The following is a 20105-nucleotide window of genomic DNA, read 5'->3' on the forward strand; positions in this document are numbered from 1 at the left end:
GGATAACTCCCCCGATTAAGCTGAATTGACTCTTTCTTAACGCGCGGCACGCATTCGTAAACATAATTAACCGTAAAACCGATTCTCCCCGCAGAAGGTGAGGCGAGACGTGACCGGACCGGAAGTCCTCGATTTTGCACGCGAAGCGATCTGGCTGATGCTGGCCATGTCGGCTCCGATCATGCTGGTCGGACTGGCTGTCGGCGTCACCATTGCCCTGTTCCAGGCGCTGACCCAGGTGCAGGAGATGACGCTGGTTTTCGTACCGAAAATCATCGCCATCTTCATTGCGCTGCTGATCTTCCTGCCGCTGATGGGCGGGCTGATGTCCGGCTTCATGACGGTGATCTTCGACCGGATCTCCACGCCATGATCCCGCAGGCGCCGGAACTTGTCTTCGCGGGCGGTCTCGTCTTTGCGCGGATCGGTGCGATCCTGATGCTGATGCCGGGCTTCGGCGAGCCGAGCATCCCGATGCGCATCCGTCTGTCCTTTGCGCTGCTGGTCTGTGTGGTGCTCGGCCCCGTGATCGCGCCGCGCCTGCCGGCTCTGCCGGAGCAGCCGCTGATGCTGGCCGGACTGGTGATGGGCGAAGTGATTACCGGGTTGATGATCGGTGCCGTGGCGCGCATCTTCATGTCGGCCGCAGCCGTGGCAGGCCAGGTGATCGGCATGCAGTCGGGCCTGGCGATGGCGCAGAGTTTCGACCCGTCGCAGGGGCAGCAGGGCGCGCTGGTCGCGACCTTGCTCAATCTCACCTTCCTGCTGCTGCTCTTCGCCACCAATACGCACCACCTCTTGCTGGCGATGATGGTGAATTCCTACGACGTGTTCGACGCTGGGCAGGTGCCGTCCATGGCCGATGGCGCACAATGGGCGCTCAACGCCTTCATCGACGCCTTCAATATCGGTGTCCAGCTGGCCGCGCCGCTGATCGTGTTCGGCCTCATTTTCTATCTGGCGCTGGGGGTGCTCTCGCGGCTGATGCCCCAAGCGCAGATCTTTTTCATCGCCATGCCGTCGAATATCATCGTCGGCCTGTTCATCCTCACCATCTCCCTCGGGGCGATGAGTGCTGTCTGGCTGGAGCGCATGCAGCGCTTCGCGACGGACATGAATTAGGGAGGCTGGCGTGGCAGAAGGCGAAGACGACAGCCAGAAAACAGAAGAGCCGACACAGCGGCGTCTCGATGATGCCCGCGAGAAGGGCGATGTTGCCAAATCCCAGGAAATCCCGGGCTGGTTCGTGCTGGCTTCCGGCCTGGCCCTGATCAGTTTTGCTTTCCCGCCGATGGCTCGCGCGCTCGCCTCGGACATGCAGGTCTTCTTCGCCGAGCCGCACAATTTTGACGTCGACCCGAATGCCGTGATGCGGATGATGCGCGATACGGCCTGGCATGTGACAGGCATTGTCGGCCTGCCGATCGCGCTTCTGGCGGTCGCCGGTTTCGCCGGTCACTACGTCCAGCAGGGCATGCTGTTCACCACCGAGAAGATCCAGCCCAAGCTGGACAAGCTGAACCCGATCGAGGGCTTCAAACGCAATTTCGGTCCCCAGGGCATCGCCAACTTCCTCAAGGGGATCGGCAAGATGGCCTTGGTCGCGGCGGCGGCCTTCGTTGTCCTCTATCCCAAGCGCGAAATGCTGGCCGGCCTGCCGGCGCTCGATATTGCTTCAGTGCTGGCCATCGTTCGCCAGTCCGCCATTGAGCTGATGCTGGCCGCGCTGATCGTCTACGCGATAATCGCGGGGCTGGACTACATGTTCCAGCGGCAGAGCTTCATCAAGCGCAACCGCATGTCCAAGCGCGAGATCAAGGACGAGCTGAAACAATCCGAGGGCGACCCCATGGTGCGCGCCAAGCTGCGTCAGATCCGCCAGGAACGCTCGCAGCGCCGCATGATGGCCCAGGTGCCGGACGCGACGGTGATCGTCACCAACCCGACCCACTATGCCATCGCGCTGAAATACGAACAGGGCGTGACCCCGGCACCGATCTGTGTCGCCAAGGGCGTCGATGCCGTGGCCCTGCGTATCCGCGAACTGGCCACCGAGCACTCCATCCCCATCGTCGAGGATCCGCCGCTGGCACGCGCGCTGCACGCGACAGCCGATCTCGATACGGAAATCCCCACCGAGCACTTCCAGGCGGTCGCCAAGGTGATCGGTTATGTTCTCTCGCTCGCACAGGGACGCCGCGCACGCTATCGTCCGAGCGAGTCGACCGACTAGGCTTACGCCTTCCACCGATCCGTGCCGGAGCATCCCATGGCCGAGACGTCCGCCCCTGATCCGAAATCCCGCAAGCCGCTGTGGTCGCGGCCGATCGGCCGGGTGGCCTTCTGGGTCTGCGGCGCCATTGCCGTGGTCGCTTTCGGGGCCGCCGTCGTCGCTGCGGGCGAGGATGGCTGGCAGGGCTTTGTCTATCTGTCCGGCCTGGCCGCCGTCGGTTTCCTGGTGCTCTACGCCATTGCCGCCGGCGAGACCGCGGGCCGCAATCTGCGCCGCAAGATCGAGAAGAATCGTGCGCCCACGCCCGCGGCGCTGGCTTTCCGGGCTATCGAGACCTTTCCCGAGCCCGTTCTGATTTCTGACCGGCGTGGAGCGCCGCGCTGGGGTAATGCGGCCTATCACGCGCTCGCCCGCAAGGCGGGTGGTTTCGGCCAGAGCTTCGGCCTGCCGACCATTGACCGCCTGTGGGCCGGGGCTGGCGGTGGCGATGGCACGGTCTACCGGTTGGCCCGCGCGGCGGCCCGCGGCGAAGGCGCCTGCGAGGTGATGCCGCCGCTCGATCTGGGCGAGGGCGATATCCGCCGCTTCCACCTGGAAGCCTCGCCCCAGGCCGATGGCCTGATCCTCTGGCGTCTCGTCGGCGCCGGTGAGCGCAGCGGCGAATCCGGCGCGGAACCGGTGTCCGCTGATTGGAGCTTGCATGCGCCGGTGGCGCTGTTCTCCCTGCGCGCAAATGGCGAGATCGTCGGTGGCAATGCCACTTTCCGCGAATGGCTGGGCCTCACTGAAGGTGCGCCCTTCCCGTCGCTGCGCGATATCCTCGCCGGCGATGGCGCGCGCAGCGTGCTGTACAGCCGGGGCGGCGAGGGCGCTGCCCGGATCGATGCCCGCCTGAAGGCGCGCGATGGAATCGAGAGTCCGGTTGCGATCGTTGTCGAATGGCTGCCCGGCGAGGGCGCGCTGGGGCGGGCCGTGATGTACGGCCTGTCGCGGACCGGTGCGCCTCCGGGTATCGCCCAGTCCATGGCCGAGAGCGGCACGGCGGTGGGGACGGCCATGGAAGACATGTTCGCCACCACGCCGTTCGGGGTGGTGCGCCTGGACGGTGCCGATCCGGAAACCGCCATCATCGAGGATACCAATCCGGCGCTGATGCAGCTCACCGGCGGCCGCGCCATACCCGGCACGCGTTTCTGCGACCTGTTCAACTGGGATGATGGCCGCTCGCCGGTCGATGCTTTCTCGGCCGCCATGGCCGGCAGTGGCGATCCGGCCGAAGCCCGGCTGTTGACGCCGGACGGTCAGCTCTATGTCCACCTCGCCTTTGCGCCCGCGCGCGGCGGCAAGCGCGTTGCTTACGTCATCGACGTGACGGCGTGGAAGGAGATGGAGCGGCAGCTCTCCCAGTCCAACAAGATGCAGGCGGTCGGCCAGCTGGCCGGCGGTGTGGCCCACGACTTCAACAATCTGCTCACCGCCGTCCGTTTGAACACGGACGAGCTGCTCAATCGCCACCCGGTCGGCGATCCCGACTATTCCGAGTTGCAGGCGATCAACCAGACTGTCGCCCGTGCTGCCGGCCTGGTCCGCAAACTGCTCGCCTTCTCGCGCAAGCAGACCTTCCGCATGGAGACGCTGGATATCGGCGATCTCCTGTCCGATGTCTCCGTGCTCCTGCGCCAGATCGTCGAGGAGACCGTACGGCTGGACATCATCCATGGCCGCGACCTGCCAATGATCAAGGCCGACAAGGGCCAGCTGGAAACGGCCATCATCAACCTGGCCGCCAATGCCCGCGATGCGATGCGCGAGAATGGCGGCGGCACGCTGACCGTGAAGACCTCTCGCGTCAGCGATGATGTCGTGCGCAATGCCGGCGCCCCCAACCCGCGTGAGGGCGACTGGCTGTCGATCGCCGTCACCGACGAGGGGCACGGCATGGACAAGGCGACGATGGAGAAGATTTTCGAACCCTTCTTCACCACCAAGGAGGCGGGCAAGGGAACAGGGCTGGGCCTTGCCACCGTCTATGGCATCGTCAAGCAGTCCGGTGGCTTCCTGTTCGCCGATTCCGAGGTCGGGGTCGGGACGACCTTCACCATCTACCTGCCCGGCCATGAACCGACCGAGGAAGAGACGGTCGAGCTGCGCGAGGCCGAAGCCGAGAAGACCGTCGAGAAGGCGCCGGAGGACCTTTCAGGCCGTGGCCGTATCCTGCTGGTCGAGGACGAGGATGCTGTGCGCGCCATCGCGGCCAAGACACTGGCCAAGCGCGGTTATGACGTGGTGGAAGCCTGTGACGGTGAAGAGGCCTACGAAATCCTCGAGGATGACGAGGAGGGTTTCGACCTCCTGATCTCCGACGTCGTGATGCCGGGCCTCGACGGTCCCGGTCTTCTGGAAAAGGCCCGCGACATGCTGGAAGGCACCCGCGTGGTCTTCATCTCCGGCTACGCCGCCGAACAATTCTCCGACACGCTGTCGAAGGAACAGGATGTGAGCTTCCTGCCCAAGCCCTTCACGCTGACGCAGCTGGCCGAGAAGGTGAAGGAAGAGCTGGGCGAGCAGGCGGGGTCGGTCTAGGCCGCCTTCCTCTCCGTGTGCAGGCGCACCCAGTCGGCGAAGTCGGCCATCAATTCCTTGACGAAATCGCGGCTTTCCTCGTCGACGAGGCGGCCGTCCTCGATCTTGTTGCCGGCCTTCATGACGAGCACTTCGTCATAAGGCAGCAAGGGCATCGCGTTGTAAAAGACGACCTGGCGCAGGTGCGCCTGGGCACGGGCTGTGCCGAAGGGGCTGGGCGAGGCGCCGATGATCGCGGCGGGCTTGCCGGTGATCGGGCCCTGGCCGGTCGGACGCGACAACCAGTCGATGGCGTTCTTCAGGACGCCCGGGATCGAGTAGTTGTATTCCGGTGTCGCGAACAGCACCCCGTCTGCCGGGGCGACCTTCTCGCGCAGCGCGGCGACGCCGTCCGGCCAGCCTTCGGCCTCGGTGTCCTCGCTGAACGGTTCGATATCGTGCAGGGTGAGCAGGTTCACCGTCACCTTGTCCGGAGCCAGTTCGGCCGCAGCCTGCAGGGCCGCCGTGTTGAAGGACCCCTGCCGCAGGCTGCCTGAAATACCGGCAATCGTGATGGGGCGGGTCATGAAACGCCTCCTTTCGCTCTAGTGGTTGCGCAGGGCACCGATCAGCTCTGACTTGTCCATGTCGGAGCGGCCTTCGATGCCGATCTCCTGCGCGCGGTCGTAAAGCTCCTCCTTGGTCCAGTCCTCGTAGGGCGGCGACTTGCCGCCAGCCTGCATCGGCCGGTCGCCCGCCGCTTTTGCATTGGCGATACGCGCGGCCTTCTCCTTGCTCATGCCCTCGTCGCGGAGCTTTTCGTAGAGTTCGCCATCCTTGACCGAGGGGCCGGGATCTCTCTGTGGCATGGCGGGACCTTTCCGTTGCGGGTGTTGGGGCTCATGACGGCCCGTTGCCGGCCGAGAATTCCGGCACCGGACGTTCAGCCGCTTCCGCGGCCGTTTGCGCTTCGCCATTGGCGGCGATGTCCTCGAGCAGCCAGTGCATCTCGTCGATCTCGCGCCGCTGGGCCTCGATGATGCCGTCAGCCAGCTCGCGGACGCGGACATCGGATATTCCGGCACGTTCGGAGGTGAGAATGGCGATCGAGTGGTGCGGGATCATGGCCCGCATCCAGGCTTCGTCGTGGATCGTGGTCTGGCTTCGTGTGAGCCAGAGCGCGGCGAGAAACACCACCACACTACCGGCATAGATAGCCAGATTGATGCGTGAGCTGCGGTACATGGACAGCATGAAGGACAGCATCACCACGGCCATGGCCGCGCCCATCATGAAGGTCATGAAGAAGCGCGTGCGCGAGAAATGCACGTGGTCGGCCGTGTAGGTGTTGAGATACTTGATCGCGAACATCGCCACCATCGAGGTGAGGATCATCGCGGCGAACTTCAGATAGCGTTGGGCAGTCGGGGACATCGTGTGAGCTCCGTGCCGGCTTGTGCCCTTGCAACGGGCGCGGGACCGGTGGAGTTCCGTTGCATCCGTTTGCGCGCTCCCGGGCATCTCCTGTTCGAGACGAGAGGGAGCCACTCATGTTGCGAACAGTCATCACGGCCGCGATCACGCTTGCAGCCGCCGCGTCCACCACGCTTGCCCAGACGCCGCCGCGGCCCGAACCGGTCGCCGAAGTGCTGATCCTGGGGACGTATCATTTCGCCAATCCGGGGCAGGACCAGTACAATGCGCGCGCCGACGATGTCCTGGCGCCCCGGCGGCAGCAGGAAATTCTGGATGTGGTCGACCGGCTGGCCGCGTTCCGGCCGACCATCGTCGCTGTTGAAGCCATGCCGGACTCTGCCGTCAATGAACGCTATTCTGCCTGGCGGGCCGGTGAGGTCGAGCTGACGGCCAATGAGCGTCAGCAATTGGGCTTCCGCCTGGCCGCGCGCTTTGACATACCCGATCTGGCACTGGTCGATGCCAACCACCCCTTTATGGCGGAACAGGACCTGGCGCTGGATGTCAGCGAACCGCATTTGGCGGCTCTGAACACGATGCTGGACCGGCTGGGCAACGGCTTTGTTGCCGAGGAAGAACACCGCCAGACTACGCACAGCATTGGCGAGATGCTGGCCTGGATGAATACCGAAGCCATGCTGGACGCTAATTCGGATATCTATCTGGGCTATTTCATCCGGCGCTGGGGCGCGGACGGCAATCCGGGTGGTGCCTATACGGTGGGCAATTGGTACACGCGTAATCTGCTGATTTTTCAGAATATCATGAAGGTGGTCGAAGGGCGCGAGGATGAACGCATCCTGTTAATTATCGGCCAAGGGCATGCCCCGATCCTGAGGTATCTGGTGGAAGAGTCGCCCTGGCTGACACTGGCCGATCCGCTCGATTACCTGCCGGCAGTTCCGGACGCGCCCGCTCCGGAATAGGGCAATCTAGATCCCCTGGGCGTCCAGCAGGGCGCGGTATTCCCGCACCTTCTCCACATAGCGCACGGGTTCGTGGCCGCGGGCATAGCCATGGCGCAAAGTCTCGTAATAACGCGGGTCCGAGAGCAGGGGGAGGGTGCGGGCGAGGCCGTCCCAGGAATTCTTGTCACGGCCGAGCCGCTCGGCGAGGGCCCGCGCATCATACATGTGGCCCATGCCGACATTATAGGCGGCAAGGGCGAACCAGATCCGGTCCTCGCCCGCCACGCCGTCCGGGACGCGCTCGTAGAGGTCGGCGAGATAGGCGGTACCGCCGGCAATGCTCTGTTCGGGGTCGTTGCGGTCCTCGATACCCACCCGGCGGGCGGTCGACAGGGTCAGCATCATCAGGCCGCGCACGCCCGTCGCGCTGACCGCATCCGGGTCCCAGTGGGATTCCTGATAGGCCTGCGCCGCCAGCAATTCCCAGTCGAAGGGCAGTTCTGCGGCGGCCCGTTCGAAGGCCGGGCGGTATTGCGGCAGACGGCTCTGCACGCGGCGTACGAAGCGCGCCACATCGACGTAGTCGAAAGCGCCGAAACGGCCGAACCAGCGTTCGTCCAGATCGGCAAGCAGGCCGGTCTCGTGCGCCGAGGCGAACCAGTCCGCCAGCGCCTGGTCCAGGCCATCGATACGGCCGGTATGGGCCCAGGCGAGCGGGCGTTCCTCGGTCAGCGTCATGGCGACATCGAGCTCGGGGTGCCGCCGGCGCGCGAAGTCCGCGAGATGACTGTCGGAGACGGTGCAGTCGAACGTGCCGCGGTCGACGCCTTCCAGAAGCGGCATGGCCGATCCGGCCGTCCGCGCGCTCCAGCGCACGCCCGGCTGCTGCCGTGCGAGGGTTTCCAGAGTTTCCTCATAGCTCGATCCGGCCAGCACGCGGATCGTGGTGCCCGGCAAAGCGTCCGGCGTGGTCGGTTCGCGCCCGCCGCGCCGGCAGATCAGCTGCTCGGTGACGGACTTGTAGGCCGGACCGAACGAGACCCGGGTCCGCCGTGCCGGCGTGATGGTGAGGTTGGCCGCGGCGATATGGCCCTCGCCGGCGTCCAGGCTGTCGAACAGGCTGTCGATGTCGCGCCGGGGTTCGAACCGGGCGGCGACACCCAGACTGTCCGCGAAAGCCTGCGCCAGCTCGAGCTCGTATCCGGCCGGTGTCCCGTCATTGATCTCGAAACTGGTCGGCCCCTCCAGCGTGAGGACGACCAGCTCCCCGCGGGCCTGGATGTCGGCCAGAGAAGTGTCGTCCAGACCCTGCCGGTCCGGCGCGCACTGAACGAGAATGAGTCCGGCAAAGACGGTCAGCACCGCCTTCGCCGCTGACAGAAACGGACGTCCCATGATGCAGAACTGTAGCGTGAATGCGTCATTGTTCAATCCGGATGTACCCGTTTGTTCCGTTTTGTTAACCATAAATGTTCCACTTGTGTTCCGGGAACAAAGCTGGTACGCCTGACGTCGGTTGCCCGCACCCCGGGGGCGTGAAATAAGGGATGAAGGCTATGAGCAAGGGCGCGATTCGACTCGTGAAGGACGATAAAAACACCGACAAGCAGAAGGCCATCGAGGCCGCGCTGAGCCAGATCGACAAGGCCTTCGGCAAGGGCTCCGTGATGAAGCTCGGCCAGCGTCCGTCGATGGATATCGAAGCGATTTCCACCGGTTCCCTGGGGCTCGACATTGCCCTGGGCATCGGCGGTCTGCCGAAAGGCCGGATCATAGAGATCTACGGGCCGGAAAGCTCGGGCAAGACCACGCTCGCGCTGCACACCGTTGCCGAGGCCCAGAAGGCCGGCGGCGTGGCCGCTTTCGTCGATGCCGAACACGCGCTCGACCCGGTCTATGCCGGCAAGCTGGGCGTTGATGTCAGCGAGCTTCTGGTGTCCCAGCCGGACGCCGGCGAGCAGGCACTCGAGATCGCCGATACGCTGGTGCGCTCCGGTGCGGTCGACATTCTCGTGATCGACTCTGTGGCGGCCCTCACCCCGCGCGCCGAGCTGGAAGGCGAGATGGGCGACAGCCTGCCGGGTCTGCAGGCGCGCCTGATGAGCCAGGCGCTGCGCAAGCTGACCGGCTCGATTTCCAAGTCGAAATGCCTGGTGATCTTCATCAACCAGATCCGCATGAAGATCGGCGTGATGTTCGGGTCTCCGGAAACCACGACCGGCGGTAATGCGCTGAAATTCTATTCGTCTGTGCGCCTCGACATCCGCCGTATCGGTGCGATCAAGAACCGCGACGAGGTGATCGGCAACCAGACCCGCGTCAAAGTCGTCAAGAACAAGGTTGCGCCGCCCTTCCGGGAAGTCGAGTTCGACATCCTCTATGGCGAAGGCATTTCCAAGATGGGCGAGCTGCTCGATCTTGGCGTCAAGGGCGATGTGATCGAGAAGTCGGGTTCCTGGTACTCCTATAATTCCGAACGCATCGGTCAGGGCCGCGAGAATGCGCGCCAGTTCCTGCTCGACAATCCGGACATCTCCAACGAGATCGAAAAGAAGGTCCGGGCCAATGCCGGTCTGATCGCCGAGGAGATGCTGACCGGGCCCGATGCGGACGATGAGGTCGCGGCCGGCTGATTATCCGGACGAGCGGAAACAGCAGGCACCGGCCCGTCAGTGCTGGCACGCGCTGGGCTGGCAGCCTGAAAGGCTGAATTGGCCGGGAAGGCGACGGCGGGAAGGCCGGAGAACGGCAGGGGTGGGTCGTACGGGCGCAGGACAGGCGCCAGCGACACACCGCTCCGGCAATCGCAGCTTGATTGTGAACGGGTGCTTGGCTAGGCCGGGCACCCGTTTCTATATGATATCCTGAAAAATCGGCGGGTTTGCGATCATCACGGTCTCACCCGCGCCCGCAACACGACGGACCGTAATCCATGGCCAGCCTGCGCGACATCCGTGCCACCTTCCTCGACTATTTCGCGAGCCACGATCACGAAGTGGTGCAATCGGCCCCGCTGGTGCCGCAGGACGATCCGACCCTGCTCTTCGTGAATGCAGGCATGGTGCCGTTCAAGAATGTGTTCACCGGCAAGGAAAAGCGCGCCATTCCGCGCGCAACCTCGTCGCAGAAATGCGTGCGCGCCGGCGGCAAGCACAACGATCTCGACAATGTCGGCTATACGGCGCGTCACCACACCTTCTTCGAAATGCTGGGGAATTTTTCCTTCGGCGACTATTTCAAGGAACGTGCGATCAGCCATGCCTGGGAGCTGGTGACGAAGGAATTCGCCCTGCCCAAGGACAAGCTCCTCGTCACGGTCTTCTCCGAGGATGACGAGGCCCGGGCGCTGTGGCGCAAGATTGCCGGCCTGCCGGACGAGAGGATCATCGGCATCTCCACCTCCGACAATTTCTGGTCCATGGGCGATACCGGTCCGTGCGGTCCGTGTTCGGAGATTTTCTTCGACCATGGCGAAAATATTCCGGGCGGCCCGCCCGGCTCGCCCGACGAGGATGGCGACCGTTTCATCGAGATCTGGAATCTCGTCTTCATGCAGTTCGAGCAGATCGACGCGGAGACCCGGATCGACCTGCCCAAACCCTCGATCGATACCGGCATGGGCCTGGAGCGGATCGCGGCGATCCTGCAGGGCAAGCACAATAATTACGATGTCGATCTGTTTGCGAACCTGATCCGCGCCGGGGAAGACGTGCTCGGCGTGAAGGCGCAGGGCGACGCCCTGGCGAGCCACCGGGTCATCGCCGACCATTTGCGTTCGACCTGTTTCATGATGGCCGATGGCGTGTCGCCGTCGAATGAAGGCCGCGGCTATGTGCTGCGCCGGATCATGCGCCGCGCCATGCGTCACGCCCACCTGCTCGGCGCGACCGAGCCGGTGATGTGGAAGCTGGTGCCGGTGCTGAAGGCCGAGATGGGCGATGCCTATCCCGAGCTCGGCCGCGCCCAGGCGCTGCTCGAAGACACGCTGAAGGTCGAGGAAGAGCGTTTCCAGCGCACGCTGGGCCGCGGCCTGTCCCTGCTTGAAGAGGCCACCGAAGGCCTGGGCGAGGGGGGTGTGCTGCCCGGCTCGACGGCGTTCAAGCTCTACGACACTTACGGCTTCCCGCTCGATCTCACCCAGGACGCACTGCGCGCCAAGGGCATGACGGTCGACGAGGCCGGTTTCGACAAGGCGATGGACAAGCAGCGCGCGGATGCCCGCGCCAGCAAGTTCTCCTCCGGCGATGCGGCGCCCGAAGCTGTCTGGTTCGGCGTGCGCGACACGGCGGGGGCGACGCACTTCCTCGGCTATGACGGCACGGAAGGCGAGGGGCGTCTCGCCGCCATCGTCTCCGGCGGCGCCGAGGCCGGCAGCCTGGCGGATGGCGGGACAGCAGAACTCGTCTTCGATAGCACGCCCTTCTATGGCGAAAGCGGCGGCCAGTGCGGCGATACCGGCGTCATCCTGTTCGAGAATGGTGCCGTATTCCGGGTCGAAGACACACAAAAGCGTGCCGGCGACCTGCATGCCCATATCGGCGTGCTGGAGAAGGGCCAGGTGAAGACCGGCGATACGGCACGCCTGTCCGTGGATGCGCCGCGCCGCGTTTCCACCAAGGCCAACCACTCCGCCACGCACCTGCTGCACGCCGCCCTGCGCGATGTGCTGGGGCCGCACGTCACCCAGAAGGGGTCCTATGTCGGCCCGGACCGGCTTCGCTTCGACTTCAGCCACAACAAGTCGGTGACAGCCGAGGAGATTGCGGCGATCGAGGCGCAGGTGAATGCCGTGATCCGCCAGAACGTCGCCGTGTCGACCCGCGAGATGAGCCCGGATGCGGCCATTGAGGCCGGTGCGCTGGCCCTGTTCGGCGAGAAATATGGCGACAAGGTGCGTGTGCTGACCATGGGCCGGGCCCTGGCTGACGCCGACACGGCCTATTCGGTGGAATTATGCGGCGGCACCCATGTCGACCGCACCGGCGATATCGCCCTGTTCAAGATCGTGTCGGAAAGCGCCGTCTCGTCAGGTGTGCGCCGGATCGAGGCGATGACGGGTGAGGGCGCCCGCCGCTATGTCGACGAGCAGATCGGCTTCGGCCGGGCCGCGGCCGATGCGCTGAAGGTCACACCGGCCGATCTGGCGGCACGCGTCACATCTTTGATGGAGGAACGCAAGAAGCTGGAACGCCAGCTCGCCGAGGCCAAGAAACAGCTTGCCATGGGCGGTGGCAGCGGCTCCGCGCCGGCCGGTCCGGAAGAGATCGCTGGCACCAAATTCATCGGCCGCGTGGTCGAGGGCGTCGGTGGCAAGGATCTGCGCGGCCTGATCGACGAGGCCAAGGCCTCGATGGGCTCGGGCGTCGCCGCCTTTATCGGCGTCAATGAGGGCAAGGCGGCCCTGGCGGTCGGCGTCACCGACGATCTGACCGGGCAGTTCAGCGCGGTCGAACTGGTGCGCGCCGGGGCAGGCGCTGTGGGCGGCAAGGGCGGGGGCGGCCGGGCCGACTTCGCCCAGGCCGGCGGTCCCGACGGCGCCAATGCCGCAGCCGGGCTGGATGCTATTCGCGCCGCGCTGGCTGGCTGATGGCCCGCAAGGCAAAACCATCCGCCTCCCGTGATGTGCAGCTGACCGGCGACAAGGCGCTGGCGCGGCAGGTCGCGGCGGCGCGGGAGGCCTTCAACGCTGCGCTCGACGCGCGTGACATGCCGGCGATCGCCGAGGTCCTCAGCGAGGAGGCCATGCTGGTGCCGGGCGACGAAGCCCAGCTGATTACGGGCCGCCAGGCTCAGCTGGATGCCTGGGAAGCGGTCTTCGCCAGCATGCCGGATATCGCCTATGTCCGCGCGCCGGTCCGCATCGAGATCAGCGAGGACGGATTACTGGCCGCCGAGACCGGCCGCTGGCGGGGCAGCTGGTCGATGGACGGGATGTCCGTGCGCTATTCCGGCCGCTACTTCGCCAAATGGCGCCATGACGGTACGGCCTGGCGCATCGAGGCGGAAACCTTCGTGACCATGAAACGCGCGGGCGGGGCGGACTAAGGGGCTTCCTGCCGATCGAGCGCGGACGGGTTTACGCGCTCGATCCGGTTGGTCCAGATGCCGCCCGAATAGCCGTCCGGCAACGCATCGAGAGCATCCAGCGTATCGATACCGGTGGAGTTCATCGTCGCCCGGTCCAGATCGCCCATCATCCAGACAAGCGTGTTGGCATCCGCCATGCGCTGTTCAAGCCGCCGGGGCCAGCCCCAGGCGAGGCGGGCATAATTCTTCGGCAGCATCAGCACGGTGTTCCGGCAGGCCTGCGGGACGAAGCCGCTCCACCCCGTCAGCAGATAGCGCAGGGCGCAATCCTTCAGTCCTCGCCGGGACAGCTGGCGAATGCCCGGCTGCAGTTCCGCGAGGCGGGTCAGGGGGGCAGGCGCTCCCACGACGATCAGGCGTTCGGGGTCGATGCTCCGCGCATCCAGATAGGCCGCGAGGCGTTCAGCCTCCTGCGGGTCATTGCTCTTGATATTGATCACGAAACGGCGGCCCGGAAACGCGTCGAGAACCTCACCGAGCGACGGGATGAGGCCGATGCCGGTACCGCGGAGCGGGTAGGTCGCGCCGTCATCCGCCGTATAGCCCCAGCCCGCATCCAGCGCGCGGATTTCCGCCATGCTGTGCTCGCGTGTCACGCCATCGCCGTCAGTGCGGCAATCCAGCGTCCAGTCGTGAAAGACGGCAAACTCGTTGTCGGTGGTGGGGTGGATATCGATCTCGACGATCTCTGCGCCGGCGTCGAATGCGGCGCCGATCGCGGGGAGGGTGTTTTCGATGAAGGTGTGCGTGACCGGGGCGATGCGCGTGGCCGTGCAGTCCTGCGGCCCGACGCCGGTCGGGTTGAATGTCTGATGCACCCCGCGATGGGAAATGAAGTAGGGCTGGTCCGGTTCCGGCGCCAGCCAGGATGCGTTGCCCAGATAGGCGGCGAGCATCGTCGCACCGATCACGGCAACGGCAAGGCGGCCATATCGCATGAAAATCCCCTCGATCGTCTGTCCCTGAAGCGACGGTGGCGCGGAAATCGGGCCAATGCGCGGCTGAAAGCGGACGCGGCCGGGGCTTGAAGCCGGAATTTTCGGGGCCAGGGTGTCACAAAACGCCTCGCCCGTTCGTCTGGAACCCGAAAGCAAGGGAGTTCCAGATGATCCAGCGCAGTCTTCTCTATCTCGGTGCCGTCTTCTATCTGCTCAATGGCGCCAGAATGATCGCGGATCCGCAGGGGTTTTTCGACGGCACGGCGGGTGTCAGCGCGACCGGCGGATACAATATGCATTTCATCGTCGATATCGGATTTGCCTTTCTGGTCTCTGCCGGGGCGATGGCGGCCGGCGTCTGGCTGCGCCGCCGCAGCCTGATCCTGGCCGGGCTGGCCTGGCCGGTCCTGCATGCCGGCTTCCACCTGGCAGGCCTGACCATGCACGGCGCGGTGTCGCGCGCCGCCTGGGTGGTCGAGACCGGCGGTGTGATCCTGCCTGCGCTGATCCTGGTGTTTCTTGCGCTGCGGGCGCCGCTGGGCGGACTGGGGACGGGGATGCCGCGCCTCGTGCATGCGGGGCTGCGGCGGTTCGAGGCGCAGTGGTCCTACGATGCCGCCTACCTGCACCGGCTTGTCGACACGGTGCCGGACAGTGTGCGCTTCCTGACGGCATTGCAGGACCTGTCCGGTCTTTCTTCCAGGCAAGCCCCGCCCGCGCTGCTTCATGGCGCCTCACTGGCCGCGTCGCTGAATGAGGATTGCGGGCCGTGCGCGCAGATCACGATCGACAAGATCTGCGCCGATGGTGCCGACCCGGAAACGGTGCGTGCGCTCATCCGGCGGGATTTCGAGCGGGCTGATCCGGTCTCCGCGCTGGGCTTCTGCTATACGGCCGCGGTCCTGGCCGGTCAGGCGGAGGCGCTGGCGATGCACGACGAAATCGTCGAGCGCTACGGCAAGGCGGCGCTGTCGGAACTGGCGCTGGCAGTTGTGGTCTCGCGCACCTATCCGACGATGAAGAAGCTGACGGGCTTCGGCGCGGCCTGCCAGAAGCTTGACGTGGCTGGCCAGACGGAAACAGTGGCAGCCGCATGACCGCCCTTGAAACCGATCTGTCGGCCTTCCAGGCCGAACGTCCGCGTCTGATCTCGATCGCCTATCGCATGCTGGGCGAACGGGCGGCGGCCGAGGATGTGGTCCAGGATGTCTGGCTGCGCTGGGACCGTGCCGATACCGGCGATGTCGCCAATCCCCAGGCCTGGCTGACTGCTGCTACCACGCGGCTGGCGATCGATGCGCTGCGCAAGGCGCGGGTGCGCCGGGAGGCCTATACGGGCCCCTGGCTGCCCGAACCCTGGCTGCACGATCCTGCAGACGATCTGTTGGCGCGGATCGAGACGGCACAGCAGGCTGAACTGGCCCTCCTGTGGGCGATGGAGGCCCTGACACCGCGCGAGCGTGCGGCCTTCATTCTCCACGAGGCCTTCGACACCGGCTACGAGGCGCTCGCCGGGGTTCTGGATACCTCGGAGGCGGCCTGCCGCCAGCTGGTTTCGCGCGCCCGGCGCAAGACGCGCGGCGGCCCGGCACGCGCGGGAAGCGCGCCGGAGGCCATCATGGAATTGCTGGCCGGCATCATGACGGCCTATGCCAGGGGCGATATCGGGCAGATCGCGGCGCTTCTGTCCGAGGATGTCGTTGCGATCAGCGATGGTGGCGGCAAGGCGCGGGCCGCCCTGCGTCCGCTCATGGGGGCGGCAGAGACCGCGCAGGTCATGCATGCCCTGGCGACGCGAAAACCGCCGGACCGGGTGCCGGATCTGGTCTGGATGAATGGCCGGCCCGCGATCGGTATTCTCGACGGGGGCGCGAGCGATTTCCTAATGACGGTCACACCGGCGGCGGACAATCCCTCCCGCATCGGCTGGATCTATGTGATGCGAAACCCGCTGAAACTGCCGCTCTAATTGGCCGTATTGCTCATGGTGCGGGCGGCGGCGAGCCAGGCCCGGGCCTGGGTTTCGTGCTGGAAGACGCGCTCTTCGGTGGTCAGCCTGTTGCGGCTGGCCAGCTCCCAGTAGGTCAGCGTGGCCTTGGAAAACGGGTCGTTGCAGACTATGGCAGCGCGCCGCTTGTGCGATGGCCTGGCATCGTCATTCTCGCGCATGGTCTCCATCATGCGGGTCACGGAATCGGCCCGGATATCGCTCAGCGAGACGTGATCGAGAATGGTCAGGAAGTCATAATCGTCCGACCAGCCGGGCTGGATCCGGGCCATGGCGAATACGGACAGGAGTTCATCGGGCGCAAGCTTCCCCGATATGCGGTAGACGCACAGACCGTTCTCGGCTTCGAAGTCGATGCTGAAATTCACCCTGCGTCCCCGTGCCCGACAGCGGTCTGTCCTTTATGACAACTATTCGAGTATCGGCGCCGGGCGCCCAAAATCAAGGTCGCGTGTTACTCGTCGACGGTTTCCAGCGCTTCATCGAATTCTGCCTCGGGAACAACAGGCCGTGACATGGTGAAGCGGCCCGACCATCCGCGCGTGCGCCAGATGCCGGCAACCGTATTGCCATCGGGACTCAATTCGCCCGTATAGGCCACGGAATGGATAGCGCCACCGGTGCCGTCATACGTTTTGGTAAGCGAGACGATACCGTCCCTGCAGGCGCCCTGGACATGGGCAAACAGACGCGCTGCACCGGGCATCGCGAACGTGTTGGGCTCGTCGGTCCGGCCGGTCAGCAGGCCGCCGCGATCATCGATACTGGCGATGAAAGTCACAGGGGCTTCGCCGAGCGGATAGCCGTACTCGCCGAACCAGACCCCGGTCAGGTCGTTTGTCATCTTGGTCCCTTGCACGGCCCAGTGGTGTCGGTTGAGACCGCACCCGTCAAGGGGAGGACACAAAAAAGGGCGAAGCCGCAGGCTCCGCCCTTCATGAGGTTCGTCTGATCGAAGGATCAGCCCCAGTTGGCCATGGCCTTCTGGAAGTTCTCGTCGACCTTGTCGAGGAAGCCCTCGGTGGACAGCCAGCCCTGCTGCTCGCCGACCAGGAGTGCGAGGTCCTTGGTCATGTAGCCGGCCTCGACGGTCTTGATGATCGTGTCTTCGAGCGTCTTGGCGAATTTCTGCAGGTCTTCATTGCCATCCATGCGGCCGCGATGGGTCAGGCCCTGCGTCCAGGCAAAGATCGAGGCGATCGAGTTGGTCGAGGTCTGCTCGCCGCGCTGGTGCTGGCGGTAGTGACGCGTGACGGTGCCGTGCGCAGCTTCCGCTTCCACCGTCTTGCCGTCCGGCGACATCAGCACCGACGTCATCAGGCCGAGCGAGCCGAAACCCTGGGCGACGGTGTCGGACTGCACGTCGCCATCATAGTTCTTGCAGGCCCACACGAAACCACCGGACCACTTCATGGCCGCGGCGACCATGTCGTCGATCAGGCGGTGCTCGTAGGAGATGCCCTTGGACTGGAAGGCGTCCTTGAACTCGGCGTCGAAGATTTCCTGGAACAGGTCCTTGAAGCGGCCGTCATAGGCCTTGAGGATCGTGTTCTTGGTCGACAGGTAGACCGGCCAGCCGCGCTGCAGGCCGTAATTGAACGAGGCGCGCGCGAAGTCACGGATCGACTCGTCCAGATTGTACATGCCCATGGCAACGCCGGCGCCCGGGAAGTTGAACACTTCGTACTCGACCGGCTCGCCACCGTCTTCCGGCGTGAAGGTCATCGTCAGGCGGCCCTTGCCGGGAACCAGGAAGTCGGTCGCCTTGTACTGGTCGCCGAAAGCGTGGCGGCCGATCACCATCGGCTGTTGCCAGCCCGGCACCAGGCGCGGAATGTTGGAAATCACGATCGGCTCGCGGAAGACAACGCCGCCGAGGATGTTGCGGATCGTGCCGTTCGGCGAGCGCCACATCTTCTTCAGGCCGAATTCCTCAACGCGGGCTTCGTCCGGCGTGATCGTGGCGCACTTGACGCCGACACCGTATTCCTTGATCGCGTTGGCGGCGTCGATGGTGATCTGGTCGTCCGTCTCGTCACGCTTGGTGACCGAGAGGTCGTAGTATTTCAGATCAATGTCGAGATAGGGCAGGATCAGCTTGTCCTTGATCATCTGCCAGATAATGCGGGTCATCTCGTCGCCGTCGAGCTCGACGACCGGGGTATCGACTTTGATCTTCGCCATGGGTGTTCTGCTTTCTTTTCGGACGTACGGGAGGTGCGCCCGCGAGCGCACGAAAGAATTTGCGCGCTCTCTAGCATCGGTCATTGAGTCAAGGAAGGCCCGGCCTGAAAAAGCGCGCGCCTGTCCGCCACCGTAACTTTCTCTCAGTCCTCGAACATTGTTAACTGCCACTGGCGCCGGGGGGCGTATCGGCACGGGGACATATCATGACAGTCATTCGGATCGGGTTCGCGCTGGCGCTCGCCATGATCGCTTCGGCCTGTGACGGTGCGGGCGGCGCTCCGGCGGATAGCGCGGCCCTGATCGAGGGCACCGGTGTGACCGCAACGGTTTCGGAACGGGCCGATGGCCGTTTCGATGTCGACTATGTCTTTGCGGCGCCGCAGACCGCCATGATCTTCAGCCGGTCCACGGGCGATTATCGCGTAGGCGCCTGGGAGGTCGCGGGAGAGGGGGCACGTCTCGATCGCCTCAACGGTTTCGATACGCTGGTATTCGATGCGCCCGTATCCCGGGTTTCGCTGGTTGCCGAGCCGCGCTTCGTCAATCCGGAGGGCGATTACAGCCCCTTCGTCGACTTCTCCGATGGCGGTCTTGCCCTGTTCACCGGCCAGTTCGACCTGATGCCCGTGGCCGACGCCGATGCGGCTGCGGCGCTGGAAGGCCGTCTCGACCGCTGGCGCGGCGACCAGCCCGTGCTCGGTGTCCGGGTCCGCTCCGGCCGGCGGATGGTGTTCGAGGGAGCTGTGCGCGAGGGCGCGATAGAAGACGTGTCGCTCGGCGGCGGGAGTTTCGTCTATCTCGGCGATGGCGAGATCGTTGAGGGCCGCAGCTATATCGGCGTCATCGACCGGGGCCTGCCGGACTGGGTGCTTGCATCCATCGATCGGGACATGGAGGCGATTTTCGATCTCTATGAAACGCGCTGGCAGCGTCCGCTGGAAGAGCGCGCCGTGCTCTATTTCGCCTTTGGCGGCTACGACAATCCGGGTTTTTCCAACAAGGGCGGGGTCTCCGGATCGGTGATCATGCTGGACACGTCCGGTGAGGCGATGCGAACGGAATCGCCGCGCCTGCGCAACTATCTCAACTGGTTTTTCGCCCATGAAGTGGCGCACCAGTTCCAGAATGCCAGCGGCGCCCGCAATGGCGATATGGCGGACAGCTGGATCCACGAAGGCGGCGCCAACACGATGGCGAATGCGCTGGTTGCTGGCATGACCGGCGATCCGCAGGCCTATCTCGATGCTGCCTATGCCCGGGCCTGGACGGACTGTCTTCCTGCGCTGCAGGACGGTCCGCTGCGCGGTGCAGGCGCGCGCGGCTATTTCGGCGCATATTACGACTGCGGGTCCCTGGTCTCGCTGATCGCCGAGGCCGGGGCACCGAACGGGGACATCTATGCGATATGGCAGGCGATGCAGTCCGCCGCACTCGACATGGACGAGCCGGTCAGCGCCGATCTCTTCTTCGCGGCCATGTCGGGCTTGGGGGCGGATCCGGACCTTGTCCGGCAATTGCGCCGGATCGTGATCGAGGGCGTCGTCGATCCGGCCGGCGAACTGCGTGCGGCGATGGCAATGACGCCTTTGTCTCCTGAGTTTGACGAGGCCGGCCAGCTGACCGGCTTCGGCGCGCAGAACTAGAGCAGGATCGTTTCCTGCGGAACCGCCCCTGCCCCAGAATCCTGGGTGGTCGCGTGATCGAAC

Annotated in this window: 19 protein-coding genes; 11 read left to right on the forward strand and 8 right to left on the reverse strand. The window is 64.9% G+C overall.

Going from position 1 to position 20105, the window contains the following annotated elements; genetic code table 11:
- Positions 1-109 precede the first annotated feature (109 nt).
- Genes fliQ through ABJO18_RS14630 form a run of 4 tightly spaced genes read left to right on the forward strand, consistent with a single transcriptional unit; the run spans position 110 to position 4816 of the window.
- The gene (fliQ, locus tag ABJO18_RS14615; protein WP_271185914.1) at positions 110-373 is read left to right on the forward strand and encodes a flagellar biosynthesis protein FliQ; all 264 of its coding nucleotides are present in this window, start codon (positions 110-112) and stop codon (positions 371-373) included.
- The gene (fliR, locus tag ABJO18_RS14620; protein WP_348508581.1) at positions 370-1122 is read left to right on the forward strand and encodes a flagellar biosynthetic protein FliR; all 753 of its coding nucleotides are present in this window, start codon (positions 370-372) and stop codon (positions 1120-1122) included. The genes fliQ and fliR overlap by 4 nt, the downstream gene beginning before the upstream one ends.
- 10 nt (positions 1123-1132) lie before the next feature.
- Positions 1133-2233 carry a flagellar biosynthesis protein FlhB gene (flhB, locus tag ABJO18_RS14625; protein ID WP_348508580.1) on the forward strand — a complete coding sequence of 367 codons (1101 nt, stop codon included), beginning with the start codon at positions 1133-1135 and terminating at the stop codon, positions 2231-2233.
- A 36-nt stretch (positions 2234-2269) separates the two neighbouring features.
- Positions 2270-4816 carry an ATP-binding protein gene (locus ABJO18_RS14630; RefSeq protein ID WP_348508579.1) on the forward strand — a complete coding sequence of 849 codons (2547 nt, stop codon included), beginning with the start codon at positions 2270-2272 and terminating at the stop codon, positions 4814-4816.
- Here the strand turns inward: ABJO18_RS14630 and ABJO18_RS14635 are convergent.
- Genes ABJO18_RS14635 through ABJO18_RS14645 form a run of 3 tightly spaced genes read right to left on the reverse strand, consistent with a single transcriptional unit; the run spans position 4813 to position 6229 of the window.
- Positions 4813-5382, reverse strand: a complete 570-nt coding sequence (locus tag ABJO18_RS14635) for an NAD(P)H-dependent oxidoreductase (protein WP_348508578.1) — start codon at positions 5380-5382, stop codon at positions 4813-4815. The two genes, ABJO18_RS14630 and ABJO18_RS14635, sit on opposite strands and share 4 nt — an antisense overlap.
- 18 nt (positions 5383-5400) lie before the next feature.
- Positions 5401-5664 (reverse strand): Rho termination factor, encoded by a 264-nt coding sequence (locus tag ABJO18_RS14640; protein WP_348508577.1) that lies wholly within the window; start codon positions 5662-5664, stop codon positions 5401-5403.
- Positions 5665-5695: 31 nt separating this feature from the next.
- Complete coding sequence (locus tag ABJO18_RS14645) at positions 5696-6229, reverse strand: DUF305 domain-containing protein (RefSeq protein ID WP_348508576.1); 534 nt, start codon at positions 6227-6229, stop codon at positions 5696-5698.
- A 116-nt stretch (positions 6230-6345) separates the two neighbouring features.
- On the opposite strand from ABJO18_RS14645, the gene ABJO18_RS14650 reads away from it, so the two are divergent.
- A complete protein-coding gene (locus ABJO18_RS14650; protein WP_348508575.1) occupies positions 6346-7197 on the forward strand; it encodes a DUF5694 domain-containing protein in 852 nt (283 codons plus the stop codon).
- Positions 7198-7203: 6 nt separating this feature from the next.
- Here the strand turns inward: ABJO18_RS14650 and mltF are convergent, their stop codons facing one another.
- A complete protein-coding gene (gene mltF / locus ABJO18_RS14655) occupies positions 7204-8574 on the reverse strand; it encodes a membrane-bound lytic murein transglycosylase MltF (protein WP_348515982.1) in 1371 nt (456 codons plus the stop codon).
- Positions 8575-8735: 161 nt separating this feature from the next.
- Here mltF and recA point away from each other — a divergent pair, with 161 nt between their 5' ends.
- The 3 genes from recA (at position 8736) to ABJO18_RS14670 (ending at position 13224) form a co-directional block, all read left to right on the forward strand.
- Positions 8736-9812: a recombinase RecA gene (recA, locus tag ABJO18_RS14660; protein WP_348508573.1), complete on the forward strand. Its 1077-nt coding sequence runs from the start codon at positions 8736-8738 to the stop codon at positions 9810-9812.
- Positions 9813-10111: 299 nt separating this feature from the next.
- Positions 10112-12766: an alanine--tRNA ligase gene (gene alaS, locus ABJO18_RS14665; protein ID WP_348515983.1), complete on the forward strand. Its 2655-nt coding sequence runs from the start codon at positions 10112-10114 to the stop codon at positions 12764-12766.
- The gene (locus tag ABJO18_RS14670; RefSeq protein ID WP_348515984.1) at positions 12766-13224 is read left to right on the forward strand and encodes a nuclear transport factor 2 family protein; all 459 of its coding nucleotides are present in this window, start codon (positions 12766-12768) and stop codon (positions 13222-13224) included. Before alaS ends, ABJO18_RS14670 begins: the two co-directional genes overlap by 1 nt.
- Here the strand turns inward: ABJO18_RS14670 and ABJO18_RS14675 are convergent.
- Positions 13221-14204, reverse strand: a complete 984-nt coding sequence (locus tag ABJO18_RS14675) for a glycerophosphodiester phosphodiesterase family protein (RefSeq protein WP_348506649.1) — start codon at positions 14202-14204, stop codon at positions 13221-13223. The two genes, ABJO18_RS14670 and ABJO18_RS14675, sit on opposite strands and share 4 nt — an antisense overlap.
- Positions 14205-14371: 167 nt before the next feature.
- Between ABJO18_RS14675 and ABJO18_RS14680 the strand changes: the two genes are divergently transcribed.
- Positions 14372-15301, forward strand: coding sequence for a hypothetical protein (locus ABJO18_RS14680; protein ID WP_348506651.1), 930 nt, complete (start codon positions 14372-14374; stop codon positions 15299-15301).
- Positions 15298-16173 carry an RNA polymerase sigma factor SigJ gene (sigJ, locus tag ABJO18_RS14685; protein ID WP_348506653.1) on the forward strand — a complete coding sequence of 292 codons (876 nt, stop codon included), beginning with the start codon at positions 15298-15300 and terminating at the stop codon, positions 16171-16173. Before ABJO18_RS14680 ends, sigJ begins: the two co-directional genes overlap by 4 nt.
- On the opposite strand, the gene ABJO18_RS14690 is transcribed toward sigJ, so the two are convergent.
- The 3 genes from ABJO18_RS14690 to ABJO18_RS14700 form a co-directional block, all read right to left on the reverse strand.
- Complete coding sequence (locus ABJO18_RS14690) at positions 16170-16580, reverse strand: hypothetical protein (RefSeq protein ID WP_348506655.1); 411 nt, start codon at positions 16578-16580, stop codon at positions 16170-16172. The two genes, sigJ and ABJO18_RS14690, sit on opposite strands and share 4 nt — an antisense overlap.
- An 86-nt stretch (positions 16581-16666) precedes the next feature.
- Entirely contained in the window at positions 16667-17056 is a 390-nt protein-coding gene (locus tag ABJO18_RS14695; RefSeq protein WP_348506657.1) for a hypothetical protein, read from the reverse strand.
- Between the two features lie 116 nt (positions 17057-17172).
- Positions 17173-18396: an NADP-dependent isocitrate dehydrogenase gene (locus tag ABJO18_RS14700; RefSeq protein WP_271185933.1), complete on the reverse strand. Its 1224-nt coding sequence runs from the start codon at positions 18394-18396 to the stop codon at positions 17173-17175.
- A gap of 206 nt (positions 18397-18602) precedes the next feature.
- Between ABJO18_RS14700 and ABJO18_RS14705 the strand changes: the two genes are divergently transcribed.
- Positions 18603-20042, forward strand: a complete 1440-nt coding sequence (locus ABJO18_RS14705; protein WP_348506659.1) for a hypothetical protein — start codon at positions 18603-18605, stop codon at positions 20040-20042.
- Positions 20043-20105 lie beyond the last annotated feature (63 nt).

The sequence above is a fragment of the Maricaulis sp. genome, assembly GCF_039978735.1.
In the GTDB taxonomy this organism is placed as follows: Bacteria; Pseudomonadota; Alphaproteobacteria; order Caulobacterales; family Maricaulaceae; genus Maricaulis.